Origin of the sequence: Sphaerospermopsis sp. LEGE 00249 (genome assembly GCF_014299995.1) — a bacterium.
Lineage (GTDB): Bacteria > Cyanobacteriota > Cyanobacteriia > Cyanobacteriales > Nostocaceae > Sphaerospermopsis > Sphaerospermopsis kisseleviana.
This window is the reverse complement of sequence record NZ_JACJUZ010000058.1, coordinates 20955-34601: the sequence shown is the minus strand read 5'-3', so window position 1 is coordinate 34601 and position 13647 is coordinate 20955. Positions and strand designations below refer to the sequence as shown.

Annotated in this window: 11 protein-coding genes; 8 read left to right on the top strand and 3 right to left on the bottom strand. The window is 38.4% G+C overall.

Features of this window, described 5'->3' with window-relative positions:
• Nucleotides 1-116: 116 nt before the first annotated feature.
• Together H5968_RS18190 and H5968_RS18185 are read right to left on the bottom strand one after the other, a co-directional pair.
• A complete protein-coding gene (locus H5968_RS18190) occupies nt 117-761 on the bottom strand; it encodes a DUF3318 domain-containing protein (protein ID WP_096569482.1) in 645 nt (214 codons plus the stop codon).
• Between the two features lie 111 nt (nt 762-872).
• A complete protein-coding gene (locus H5968_RS18185; RefSeq protein ID WP_096569485.1) occupies nt 873-1430 on the bottom strand; it encodes a hypothetical protein in 558 nt (185 codons plus the stop codon).
• A 269-nt stretch (nt 1431-1699) separates the two neighbouring features.
• On the opposite strand from H5968_RS18185, the gene H5968_RS18180 reads away from it, so the two are divergent.
• From H5968_RS18180 to H5968_RS18165, 4 genes are all read left to right on the top strand, one after another.
• Nucleotides 1700-2773: an amino acid ABC transporter substrate-binding protein gene (locus tag H5968_RS18180; protein ID WP_187041082.1), complete on the top strand. Its 1074-nt coding sequence runs from the start codon at nt 1700-1702 to the stop codon at nt 2771-2773.
• Nucleotides 2774-2972: 199 nt separating this feature from the next.
• The gene (locus tag H5968_RS18175; RefSeq protein ID WP_187041081.1) at nt 2973-3899 is read left to right on the top strand and encodes an amino acid ABC transporter permease; all 927 of its coding nucleotides are present in this window, start codon (nt 2973-2975) and stop codon (nt 3897-3899) included.
• 198 nt (nt 3900-4097) lie between these two features.
• Complete coding sequence (locus H5968_RS18170) at nt 4098-5120, top strand: amino acid ABC transporter permease (protein WP_187041080.1); 1023 nt, start codon at nt 4098-4100, stop codon at nt 5118-5120.
• 128 nt (nt 5121-5248) lie between these two features.
• Nucleotides 5249-6001, top strand: a complete 753-nt coding sequence (locus tag H5968_RS18165; RefSeq protein ID WP_222620724.1) for an amino acid ABC transporter ATP-binding protein — start codon at nt 5249-5251, stop codon at nt 5999-6001.
• Nucleotides 6002-6398: 397 nt separating this feature from the next.
• On the opposite strand, the gene H5968_RS18160 is transcribed toward H5968_RS18165, so the two are convergent.
• Nucleotides 6399-7691, bottom strand: coding sequence for a recombinase family protein (locus H5968_RS18160; protein ID WP_187041079.1), 1293 nt, complete (start codon nt 7689-7691; stop codon nt 6399-6401).
• Between the two features lie 571 nt (nt 7692-8262).
• Between H5968_RS18160 and H5968_RS18155 the strand changes: the two genes are divergently transcribed.
• From H5968_RS18155 to H5968_RS18140, 4 genes are all read left to right on the top strand, one after another.
• Nucleotides 8263-9642 carry a CmpA/NrtA family ABC transporter substrate-binding protein gene (locus H5968_RS18155; RefSeq protein WP_187041078.1) on the top strand — a complete coding sequence of 460 codons (1380 nt, stop codon included), beginning with the start codon at nt 8263-8265 and terminating at the stop codon, nt 9640-9642.
• Nucleotides 9643-9686: 44 nt separating this feature from the next.
• Nucleotides 9687-10523: a nitrate ABC transporter permease gene (ntrB, locus tag H5968_RS18150; protein ID WP_187041077.1), complete on the top strand. Its 837-nt coding sequence runs from the start codon at nt 9687-9689 to the stop codon at nt 10521-10523.
• Nucleotides 10524-10634: 111 nt separating this feature from the next.
• Complete coding sequence (locus tag H5968_RS18145) at nt 10635-12638, top strand: nitrate ABC transporter ATP-binding protein (RefSeq protein WP_187041085.1); 2004 nt, start codon at nt 10635-10637, stop codon at nt 12636-12638.
• A 105-nt stretch (nt 12639-12743) separates the two neighbouring features.
• Nucleotides 12744-13586: a nitrate ABC transporter ATP-binding protein gene (locus H5968_RS18140; RefSeq protein ID WP_187041084.1), complete on the top strand. Its 843-nt coding sequence runs from the start codon at nt 12744-12746 to the stop codon at nt 13584-13586.
• The last annotated feature ends 61 nt before the right edge of the window (nt 13587-13647 follow it).

Sequence of the window (13647 nt, the reverse complement as noted above, 5' to 3'; positions counted from 1 at the left end):
GCTCAGTGCATCGCTGGGGACTGGGGACTGGTGACTGGTGACTGGGCATTGGGTTATTAACTTCCCCCTGCTCCCTGCCCCCTGCTCCCTGCTCCCTGCTCCCTGCTCCCTGCTTCCTACAGTCCTGCGTCGTCCATAGGTCTAGATTTGGCTTTTGCTTTGTTGGCGCTGCGTTTGAGGGCGGAAAGTCTGGCTTCATAGCGGGAACGCTGACGCTTACCGGGGGTGGTGTCAATTAAGGTTTTTAAGGCACTACCTAAACTCTTGTAGGCGTTGGGGAGACTATAACCAAAACGGGTGGCCAGGGCGATCGCTTTTTCGTCAGCATCAATTAATTCTTTTATTTGCTTTTCCCCATTATTTTTTTGATAGAGTCGCCAACCGGAAACACCACAAAGCGCCAACGCTAACACTAGCAGTAAGCCATCCTGTACCCATAATTCACCTACAGCACCACCTAAACCAATAGCCAGTGCGGCCATTTCCCAACCATCTTTAGGAATGGTGTCATTTTGGATACGAGCAACTTCATGCCAAAATAGGAGATTACGCTGATCCATCGCTAAAGCATCCCATTTTACCAAGTCGATTTGAATTTCTACTTGGTCTTTGCCAATTTCTTCGCAACGGATCAGGGGTGGACTTACTTCGGTTGTTCCTTCCACTGTCACCCAGCTTTGTAATTCTGGTGGTAGCAAGCTTTTTAACCGCCGAAGTTCACTCATTTCCGCTTTAGCTGAGGAGGTTGTATAGGATGTCATAAAAATCCAGCCCTAAAAAATTTCTGTATATTAGTTAGGTTATCACTTCGGAGTTTGACACTCTCACCTTCAAGGCGAAGCCTGTGATAGCTATTTCAGCAATGATCCGCTTCACTCATTGGGAAAACTTCCCCGCTTTTTCCGAGCTTCCATTGCTTTTTCTAATAGATCCAGTAGTCCTGGGGCTTCTTCCTGAATACTGAGTAACAGTCTTTCCCCTAGTTCTATATTACCTGGATCTTCACCTGTGGCCATCACTTGTTTGAGTCGCGGTAAGGCGATGCTATCAACAACTTGAATTAACCCGCTTAGGCAACGGTGAAATTGTCTTTCGGTGAGTATGGAGTCTTCTAGGGGAAATTCTATAATGGCACGGATTTCGCCATCGGAGGGATCATATTCCCATTGCAGCATTTTGGTTTCCCAAGAAATGGCCAGCATTGTCTGGAGAATAGAAGCTTTATAAGGATGTTCTTTGACTCCTGCTAGAACTTGAGGGGCAAAAACTCGGAAAAATTTTCCGTCTTCATCCAACTGCACGACTATGAGAAAATCGTCTAGATGATCAGCTTCTACACCTGTGATAATTCTGTCTTCTGCTTCATCAAAGCGGTATTCCCAGCCAAGGTTATCTAAGTAATTGGCTATTTGTTTCAGATTAGCTCCCATAAAAGCCTCATAAGGAACGGTGGAGCGACTGTCACCACACCTAGTTTAACCTGCTATGGGCATTGAATTTACTTGTGTAGTGAGTTGTCCTCAAGGTGTATTCTATTCTTTGGTAGATACATTCTTATTACAGCAGGAGATCAAGGAGTCAGGAGATCAAGAAGTCAGGGGTAAAACTCTGTTTCTGTCTAGGAGTTAGTAGGTTCAATTGAGATTTTGTACCCTATTGATATGCAATCTGCTGTAAACACATTTATTTATTTTAAGTTATGCTTGCACGTAAATTAACTTTTTTGCTGGCGATCGCTCCTTTCATTTTTACTATTGCTGGTTGTGAGGGTGATTCAGGTACAACGGAAAATACAGCCACTAACACTGTACAACAAGTAACTCGCAATATTGCTGGTAAAGTTAAAACCAGTGGACAGCTAATTTGTGGTGTTAGTGGTGAGTTACCGGGTTTTAGTTTTGTGGGAACTGAGGGTCAATATAATGGGATTGATGTGGATATTTGTCGCGCTGTAGCTGCGGCTTTGTTTGACAATCCTGATGCTGTAGAATATCGTAACTTAAATGCTAAAGAAAGATTTACAGCTTTGCAAACTGGTGAAGTAGATTTATTAAGCCGCAATACTAGCTGGACGTTCAGCCGTGATACTTCAGTGGGTTTAAATTTTGCCCCTGTGGTTTTTTACGATGGTCAAGCTATTATGGTTCGCAAAAATAGCGGTATCAAGTCTTTAGCAGATTTAAAAGATAAAGCAATTTGCGCCCAAACTGGTACAACTACTGAACAAAATTTAGCAGATCAAATGCGAAAACAAAGCATTAGTTATAAACCCGTTGTTTTTGAAGATATTAATATTACTTTTGCCACTTATGCAGAAGGGCGTTGTGATGGAGTAACTGCGGATCGTTCGGCGTTGGTTTCTCGACGCACAACTTTACCCAAACCTGATGATCATATCATTCTCGATGATTCGCTATCTTCTGAACCTTTAGCGCCAGCAGTTGCCCAAGGTGATCCCCAATGGAATAATGTAGTTAAATGGGTAGTTTATAGTTTAATAAAAGCCGAAGAATTAGGAATTAATTCCCAAAATATAGGACAATTTGCTAATAGCAATGATCCAGAAATTAAGCGTTTTTTAGGAACAGAAGGAAATTTAGGTGAAGGAATTGGTTTAACTAATGATTTTGCAGCCAGAATAGTTAAGCACGTTGGTAACTATGGCGAAATTTATGATCGCAACCTGGGTACAAACACAAAACTCAATCTCCCCCGTGGTAACAATCAACTTTACACAAAAGGCGGTTTACTCTATTCTCCTCCATTTCGGTGACTGGTGACTGGTGACTGGGGACTGGTGACTGGGGACTGGTGACTGGTGACTGGTGACTGGGGACTGGTGACTTGTGACTGGTGACTGGGGACTGGTGACTGGGAAGAATAATATGTTACTTCCTGTTCCCTGTTCCCTGTTCCCTAAGATAAAAAACTCTGTACCTCACTAGCTTGGTAAATACTATAACTAATGAATAATGACTAATTCCAAACCACCGATATGGCGTGATTATCGTTTTTTGCAAATTGCAACACAAGTTATAGCTGTCATTTTAGCAATAGCTATAGTTACTATTTTATGGATAAATGTCAACCGCAACTTACAGCAATTAAGAATTAACTTTGGTTTTGATTTTCTCCAGCAACAAGCGTCTTTTGATATTGGCGAAACTCCTATTAACTATAATCCCACTGATACCTATCTGCGTGCTTTATGGGTTGGGTTAATTAATTCTTTGCGTGTAGCAATTTTGGGAATTATCCTCACAACAATTGTGGGAATAACTGCGGGAATTGCGCGTTTATCTGATAATTGGTTAGTGAGAAATATCAGTTTAGTTTATGTGGAGATTTTTAGAAACACACCCTTATTATTACAGTTGTTATTTTGGTACTTTGCAGTTTTTCTGAGTTTACCAAATTTAGAAAATAAAATTTCTGTTTTCGGTTTCATTAATCTTAGTCAAAATGGTTTAGAAGTTCTGAGTTTTAACTTAACTCCAGAATTTTCGACATTGTTATTAGGGTTAACTTTTTACACAGGTGCGTTTATTGCCGAAATTGTCAGAGGTGGGATAAAATCAGTAGCTAAAGGACAATGGGAAGCGGGTTTATCTTTGGGTTTAAAATCAACTTTGTTAATGCGGTTGATTATTTTTCCCCAAGCTTTACGGGTAATTATTCCCCCACTTACCAGTCAATATTTGAATTTAACTAAAAATTCTAGTTTGGCGATCGCTATTGGTTATCCAGATATTTATTTTGTTGCTTCTACCACATTTAACCAAACGGGAAAAGCTGTAGAAGTGATGATATTAATTATGCTTACCTATCTCACTCTTAGTTTAATTATTTCCTTGATGATGAATTTAATCAATCATAAATTTCAGATCAAAGAAAGATAGTTATCAATTGATAATTGACAATTGACAATTGATAATTGACAATTATCTCGTTCCCAGTCTCTGACTGGGAATGCTATCACATAGTCTCTGACTATGGTTTAATAGAAGCCAGAGTCTTCTATATTTCATTCCCATACTCTGTATGGGAACGAGAAAAAAAGTATGAGAACGAGAACAACAATAAATAAACAATAACCCATGAATAAATTAACTTGGTTAAGGAAAAATCTCTTTAATAACTGGTATAATACAGTATTAACTATTCTGTGTTTAATCTTTCTCTTTTGGATAATTAAAGGAATAGTAGTTTGGGTATTTACTCAAGCACAATGGCAAGTTATTCAAGCCAATTTACATTTATTTTTAGTGGGGAGATTTCCTAAAACCTTATATTGGCGTTTGTGGATAGTTTTAGGAATCATCACAACTTTAAGTGTGATAACCTGGAGTTTATTTACCAAAAAACAAAATGTCATCAAAAACCGATTTTCTCAATTTATCACACCTTGGCTTGCACCAGCATGGTTATTATCTTTTGCAATTAATATCTGGTTAATTGGAGGAGGTTTTGGTTTAAAATCTGTTTCCACCAATCTGTGGAATGGGTTGATGTTAACATTATTAATGGCAATTGTGAGTATTGTTCTTTCCTTTCCCATTGGAGTATTATTAGCATTAGGAAGAACCAGTAATTTATTGATAATTCGCTGGTTTTCTATTCTTTATATTGAAATCGTTAGGGGACTACCATTAATAGGAATTTTGTTTATTGCCCAAGTTATGTTACCTTTATTTTTACCAAATGATTTACGTTTAGATCGCTTAATTAGAGGAATTGCGGGACTGGTTTTATTTAGTGCTGCTTATATGGCTGAAAATGTACGTGGTGGTTTACAATCAATTCCTAGAGGACAATTTGAAGCAGGAAAGGCACTAGGATTAAATTCAGTTTTAGTGTTAATATTAATTATATTGCCCCAAGCTTTACGCGCTGTAGTTCCGGCAATTGTGGGACAGTTTATAGGTTTATTTAAAGATACTTCATTGTTATCTTTGGTGGGTTTGGTGGAATTAACAGGAATTGCTCGTTCTATTTTAGCACAACCGCGATTTTTAGGGAGATATGCAGAAGTTTATATATTTATTGGGGCAATTTATTGGGTATTTTGTTATTCAATGTCTTTAGCTTCTCGCAGGTTAGAAAAGCAAGGTGACAGGTGACAGGTGACAGGTGACAGGTGACAGGTGACAGTATTAAAAGCTTTTAATTGTATAAGTTATCGTTTTACTAAATGTTTTAATTAACTTGTATACAGCTATAGACAATTATTCAATTGAGGTTGAAATATATGAAAGCACAAGAAACAATAAAAGCACCAATTATTATCGCTGAGGATGTTCATAAGTGGTATGGTAAATTTCACGTTCTTAAAGGAGTGAGTTTAACAGTCAACCGGGGTGAAGTTGTTGTTTTAATGGGTCCTTCCGGTTCAGGAAAATCAACTTTTATCAGAACATTTAATGCTTTGGAAGAATATCAACAGGGAAAAATAACTATTGATGGAATTACTTTAAGTAGTGATTTAAAAAATATTGAAGCTGTCCGCAGAGAAGCGGGGATGGTGTTTCAACAGTTTAATTTATTTCCCCATTTAACAGTTTTACAAAATATCACTTTAGCACCGATTTGGGTACGTAAATTACCGAAACAAAAAGCGGAAGAATTAGCAATGCAACTGTTAGAAAGGGTGGGAATTTTAGCCCAAGCAAATAAATATCCAGGACAGTTATCGGGGGGACAACAACAACGGGTAGCTATTGCGCGTGCGTTAGCTATGCAACCAAAAATTATGTTGTTTGATGAACCGACTTCTGCGTTAGATCCAGAAATGGTAAGAGAGGTTTTAGATGTGATGCGAAACCTTGCTAGTGAGGGAATGACGATGGTGGTTGTAACTCATGAAGTTGGTTTTGCGCGGGAAGTTGCTGATAGGGTGGTGTTTTTGGATGGTGGTTTTTTGGTTGAGGAAGCAACTCCTGATGTGTTTTTTACTGAACCCAAGGAAGAGAGAACAAAGAAGTTTTTATCACAAATTCTTTAGGTAGGAGATCAAGGAGTCAGAGGATGTCTGAGAAGTATCAGGTTTGATCCAGTTTAGCAATTGATAATTGATAATTGACAATTGATAATTGACAATTGACAATTGATAATTGATAATTGTTTCATTGTCAATTTTTAATTGTTACAGCAGTTTTCATGTCTTTAGACCACAGTCAGGGCGAAGCATTCGGATGATAGTCTTCGGTAAAAACCGATAATTAATTGTCCGAATGCTGATGCTTCCAGCACGCTTCGCGAACGCCCCTACATTTTTGACGCGAAACCTAAATCAAAATGTGGTTTATTTACCTGAAAATAGCTGTAATTGTCCATTATTGAAGGCTTACACCACGCTCCGCTATCAGCAACCCCTACTTATTAAAACTTATTAAAACTTATTAAAAAATGAAATTTACCTGTAAATGCCAGTTTTCACCTTGACGAATGATCTCTATTTGCCGGATAAATTCTCTTAAATAAAATCGTCTTTCTACTTCTGATAAATCTAACCAAAATTGGGGAATAGAAACAGCTTCAGCAACAGCACGCAAATTCACAGGGGGGAGAATAGCTAATTTGGCTTGCATTTGAGAAATTTCTGTGCGAAGTTTATAAGCTCTGATTTTAGCTGTTTCTGGATCTAAAACTCCAGTTTCTATCAAGGTGGGTAACTGTTCAAGGATTTGTTGTTGATGTGCAATTTTATGATTTAAACTATTTTTAATAGTATCTAATTGGGGAAAATTCATTCCTGCAACTGCTAAAGGTAAATCTTGACAAACAATTTCAATTGTCTTTTCCAAAACATCTTGATAAGGAATAGCACGACATTTAGGATTTTGGGGACAATTTGTATTGCGTAAATATAAATACTCATGTTCTTGAAAACGCTGGGTAACACGAGTGACTATCATTCTAGACTGACATTGACTACAAACAACTAACCCCGCTAAAGAATGGGGCGCACTAGCGGTACGAGATGGTAAACGACTATTGCGGCGTAAAAGTCTGTCAACTTGCGCTGCTTCTTCCCTGGAAATGATACCTATGTGAGTGTCAGAAATAATTTCTCCATTTTGATAAGCTGTATCACCACGATAAACGGGGTTTGTTAACCAACGTCTGCCGGTAGTGACAGAGATTTTTTTAGCGTATTTTTTGGCTAGATAACGAACAGCACCGCGTAGAGAAGCATAAAGTAGAAAGTTGTCAAAAAAATCTTTGACTATAGGTGATGTACTGCGATCAATAATATATTTGTCTTTGGTTCTACGGTAGCCATAGGGAACTTTACCTGGAGGTGGTAAGGCTTCGATGCGATTTTTAGCGTGTCCTTGACGGATGCGGCGACTACGTTGTTGACGTTGAATTTCTTGGAGTAAGTTGAAAAGATCAATACGGAATTTAGCATCTGCGGATTTATATTGTTGTTCAGTAGCAATGACTATTACGCCCATAGCTTCTAATTGGTTGAGGCGATCGCTCACTTGTGCTAATGTATCTCCCAATTCTTCTAAACGGCGAATCAACAGATAATTTGCAGGTTCGGTTTCACAGTCACTTATTAATTGTTGTAGTTGCGATCGCGCTCCCCAGTCTTGATAAATGTGATCTACTTCCCAACCCCAACTAGCTTCATCGGGAGTAGTTTCCAATAGTGGATCACTATAGCTATAAGCAATAATTTTCATTAGTGTTCATTTATATCAGTTATTAGTTATCAACAGTCAGGAGTCAGGAGTCAGGAGAAAGATAAATATTTCCTGTTTCCCCAGTCACCAGTCACCAAATAAGATTCATCTATGATTGCAGATTTAATCTTATAGAGAATATCAAAATTATTTATATCATGCCCTTTGAGGGTAATAAACTAAACCAATACCTACGGATTGCATAGCCTAAACCTAATCATAATCATCAGTCTCAAGATATATATTAGAAACTTTTAGCAAAATTTATCTCTATTTATAAATTTTTACTTATATGTCTAATCTAATATTCATTTAAGATTTAGCTCTCCAAGTAGTTGCATTCCTTAAAAAAACCTGTAAACTAATTTTCAATGGTTGAGAAATTTTTTGTAACTCATCCAACAAATCACAGTAATCCGCCTTTGTTTTCATAGCTAAGTTAGGCATTGTCCGACGGAAAATGAGAACTTATCACGACTGAATATATTGTATGCAAGTGCAAGAAATAAATTTTTCTTGTGGTAATTTTCATGGCTAAAAAATAGATTTGCAAAACCAGGAGATGTATTTTATGTCTGACTTTTTGAATCAAATTTCTCGTCGTAAATTTATCGTTACTGCCGGAGCTTCCGCAGGTGCAGTATTCCTGAAAGGCTGTCTAGGCAATCCTCCTGAAGCAGGTAACACAGGCGGTACGAATACAACTAATACTGCTCAACCAGTAGCTAATATTAGTGCGGAACAACAACCAGAAACTACAAAAGTTAAACTTGGTTATATTCCCATCGTTGAATCTGCACCATTAATTATTGCTAAAGAAAAAGGTTTCTTTGCCAAATATGGCATGACAGATGTAGAAGTTTCTAAACAAGCTTCTTGGGGTTCAGCTAGAGATAATATAGAAATTGGTTCTGCTGGTGGTGGGATTGATGGTGGACAATGGCAAATGCCCATGCCACATTTAATTACCGAAGGTAAAATTACTAAAGGTAATAAACCTATTCCCATGTATGTTTTATGTCAATTAATCACACATGGTAATGGTATTGCCATTGCTAACAAACACGCAGGTAAAGGTGTAACTTTGCAACTTGCAGGAGCTAAATCTTTATTTGCTCAATTAAAATCATCCCCCACACCATTTACCGCAGCGCAAACATTTCCTGGAGTTAACCAAGATTTTTGGATTCGTTATTGGTTAGCTGCTGGTGGTATTAACCCAGATACAGATATTAAATTATTAACAGTTCCCGCAGCGCAAACCGTTGCTAACATGAAAACAGGAACAATGGATGCTTTCAGTACCGGAGATCCTTGGCCTTATAGAATTGTGAAAGACAAAATTGGTTACATGGCTGCATTGACAGCAGAAATTTGGAAAGATCACCCCGAAGAATATTTTGCCATGCGTGCAGACTGGGTTGATCAACATCCTAAAGCCACAAAAGCCTTATTAAAAGGCATCATGGAAGCACAACAATGGTTAGATAATTTTGATAACCGCAAAGAAGCGGCGGAAATATTAGCTGGCAGAAATTATTTCAACTTACCTGTTGAGATTTTGATGGAACCATTCATGGGTACTTATGACATGGGAGATGGCCGTAAGATTAATGATAAAACAATGGCTGCTTTGTACTGGAAAGATGGTAAAGGTAGTGTTTCTTATCCCTACAAGAGTCATGATTTATGGTTTATCACTGAAAGCGTGAGATGGGGCTTTTTACCAAAAGATTACATTGCTAATAAAGGGGCAAAAGCTAAAGCTTTAATTGATAAAGTTAACCGGGAAGATATTTGGAAAGAAGCAGCAAAAGAAGCTGGTTTTACTGCGGATATTCCTGCTACTACCTCTCGCGGTGTCGAAACATTCTTTGATGGTGTAAAATTCGATCCTGAAGATCCAGAGGCATACATCAAGAGTTTGACAATTAAGAAAGTTAGTGCTTAGTTATTTATCATTAATCATCAGCCAATTTTAGGAGAGAACATCCCATGACAATAGCCCAAAAACGCCCTGCAAGTTCCAAGCTGGATAACAATTTTATATCCAATTTACAAAAGCAATTTCCTGAACTGATACCACCAGCGATCGCCCTTGCTGTATTTCTCGCAGCTTGGCAATTATTCGCCTGGACTCCCGGTGCAACTTTACCCGGACCTATTCAAGTTATTCAAGATACTTGGATTTTAATAATTTACCCTTTTTATGACAAAGGTGGCATTGATAAAGGGCTATTCTGGCAAATTTTAGCTAGTTTGCAACGGGTAGCTATCAGTTACACTTTAGCTGCTATTGTGGGTATTGCTCTAGGGGTGTTAATTGGTATTAACAAAACAATGTCTAAGGCTTTAGATCCCCTGTTCCAACTATTAAGAACAGTACCGCCTTTAGCTTGGGTTCCTATTTCTTTGGCAGCTTTAAGACAAAACGAACCAGCCGCATTATTCGTAATTTTCATCACTTCAATTTGGCCAATTTTGATTAACACAGCAGTGGGTGTAAAAGAAATTCCCAGTGATTACAATAACGTTGCTAAAGTTCTCCAACTTTCCCAAAAAGAATACTTTATTAACATCTTAATTCCTGCGGCTTTACCTTACATCTTTACAGGTTTAAGAATCGCGATTGGTTTAGCTTGGTTAGCGATTATTGCGGCAGAAATTGTGATGTCCGGTATCGTTGGTATTGGCTTCTTTATTTGGGACGCTTATCAAAATAATAACGTCAGTGAAGTTATTTTGGCTCTGGTTTATATCGGTGTTGTGGGTTTATTACTTGATAAATTCATGGCTTGGTTACAAAACCTCATCCTTCCAGAACAAAAATAATTTTTAGCTATCAGCAGTCAGCTATTAGCTTTCAGCAAATAAATTAGGTAATTGTTAATCACCAATTACCAATTACCAATTACCAATTACCAATTACCAATTACCAAAACTATGTCAGTATTTGTTGCTGTAGATCAAATTGATAAAGTCTTTGAATTAACAGGCGGCGGTCAATATATCGCTCTCAAAGGCATTAATTTAGAAATCAAAAAGGGTGAATTTATATCTTTAATTGGTCACTCTGGTTGTGGAAAATCAACCCTTTTAAATATGATTGCTGGTTTAGATTTGCCCACAGAAGGTTTAGTAACTCTGGAAGGTCAAAGAATTAAAAAACCTGGTCCAGATAGAATGGTGGTATTTCAAAACTATTCTCTCTTACCTTGGCGCACAGTCAGAGAAAATATTGCTTTGGCGGTTAATTCTGTGTTAAATGGAATGCCAGAAGCAGAACGTAAAGAAATTGTCGAAAGACATATAGATATGGTGGGTTTACGTCCCCATGCTGATAAACAACCAGCAATGTTATCAGGGGGACAAAAACAACGGGTGGCGATCGCCCGCGCTCTGGCAATTCGTCCTAAACTATTACTATTAGATGAACCTTTTGGAGCATTAGACGCACTCACTCGCGGTAATTTGCAAGAACAATTAATGCAAATTTGTGAAGAAAACCAAGTTACCGCCGTAATGGTGACACATGACGTTGATGAAGCAGTTTTGTTATCTGATAGAATTGTCATGTTAACCAACGGACCAGAATCAAAAATTGGCGATATTTTAGAAGTAGATATTCCCAGACCCAGGAAACGAATGGAAGTAGTAGAACATCCCAGTTACTACACCTTGCGTAGTGAAATGATTTACTTCCTCAACCAACAAAAACGTATTAAAAAACTACGTGCCAGAAAAACCCCAGCCATTGCTCGTCACGGTTTAGAAAAAGTAAATTTAGAAATTGGTTTTCTCCCTATTACAGCTTGCGCTCCCCTAGCAGTAGCTAAAGAAAAAGATTTCTTTACTAAACATGGTTTAGATGAAGTTTCCCTAGTAAGAGAAAGTAACTGGCGGGGTATTGTTGATGGTATTTCTGGCGGATATTTAGATGCAGCCCAAATGCCATCAGGAATGCCAATATGGTTATCATTAGGAGGTAATAAAAACCAACCATTACCAGTTGTCACATCCTTAACCATGACTCGCAATGGTAACGCCATTACCCTAGCGAAAAAGTTTTATGATCAAGGTGTACATAGTCTTTCTGACTTTAAAGAATACCTGCTGAAAACCCGCGATCAAATGCACAGAATGGGGGTTGTACATCCGGCATCAATGCACAATTTACTTTTGCGTTATTGGTTAGCAGCAGGAGGAATTGATCCTGATATTGATGTCGCCATGAAAAATATTCCCCCTGCCCAAATGGTGGTAGATTTGAAAGGTGGAAGTATTGATGGTTATTGTGTAGGAGAACCTTGGAATTATCGCGCCGCCATTGAAGGTTCAGGTTTTACAATTGCCACAGATTTGGAAGTTTGGTTAGGACATCCTGGTAAAGTTTTAGCTGTACGAGAAGACTGGGCTAGTGCTTATCCTAATACTCATATTGCCTTAACCAAAGCATTGTTAGAAGCCTGTAAATATTGTGCTGATCCTAAAAATGCTCAGGAAGTGAGATCCATCTTAGCAAATCGGGAATATGTGAATACTGACATTGATTTTATTCAACTTGAAGATCCCAATGCTAATAGTTGCGATTTAGATCATCCCATGCGGGAATATGCCCATCATCAATTTTATGGTACATCTGCCATTAATCGTCCTAGCAGAACTGAGCAAACTTGGATTATGACACAGTTAGCAAGATGGGGTGAAACTCCTTTCCCCCGTAACTGGGTAGAAATTGTGGAAAGAGTTTGTCGGGTGGGTGTGTTTAGTACAGCAGCGAGGGAATTAGGTTTAGATATCAGTTACACCCGTCAACCTATTCAATTATTTGATGGTAAACCTTTCAACGCTGATGATCCTTTTGCTTATCTCAGTAGTTTAGAAATTAAACGTGATTTTTCTGTGGCGGAAGTGGTACTTGATACTCCCAGAAAGGTAGCAGCTTAAAACGGCTTAAAAAAAGCAGAAGGTAATAGTTTTCTCGTTCCCATACAGAGTCTGGGAATGAGATTATTACCCATTACCCATTACCAATTACCCATTACCAAAACTATGCAAAACCGTACTCTCACTTTTAATAATTCATCTACTAAAACCCGCAACCGTCAAGCATTTCTACAAATTCAAGATGTCACCAAAACCTACCCCACGAAAAAAGGACCCTTTACAGTTCTGGATGGAGTCAATTTAGAAGTTGATCAAGGTGAGTTTATTTGTGTGATCGGCCACTCTGGTTGTGGTAAGTCCACTTTATTAAATATGGTGTCTGGTTTTAATACTCCTACCACTGGCCGGGTGTTATTGGAAGGACAACCAATTGTTAAACCAGGTCCAGATCGGATGGTAGTATTCCAAAACTATGCGCTTTTACCTTGGCGGACAGCGTTTGAAAATATTTACTTGGCTGTAAATGCTGTTTACCCCACTAAACCAGAAGCCGAAAAACGATCTATTGTTCGGGAACATTTAGCTATGGTTGGTCTGTCTGATGCTATGGAGAAGAAACCCATGCAAATGTCTGGGGGGATGAGACAGCGTGTTTCTATTGCTCGCGCTTTAGCTATTCGTCCGAAAGTATTAATTTTAGATGAACCTTTTGGCGCTTTAGATGCGATCACCAAAGAAGAGTTACAGGAGGAGTTGTTAAAAATTTGGAATGAAAACCGTTGTACCGTGTTGATGATTACCCATGATATTGATGAGGCGCTGTTTTTAGCTGATAAGTTGGTGATGATGACCAATGGACCCCATGCCAAAATTGGGGAAGTGATGGAAATTCCATTTGCTAGACCACGCGATCGCGCTCTAATTATGGAAGATCCCAAGTATTATCAACTCCGTAACTATGCGTTAGACTTCCTGTTTAACCGTTTCGCTCATGATGATGTAGGTTAATACTAAACCAGGCGAATTAAATTTCGCCTATATATTTTCTCAGTAAACCTTTTTTTACCTA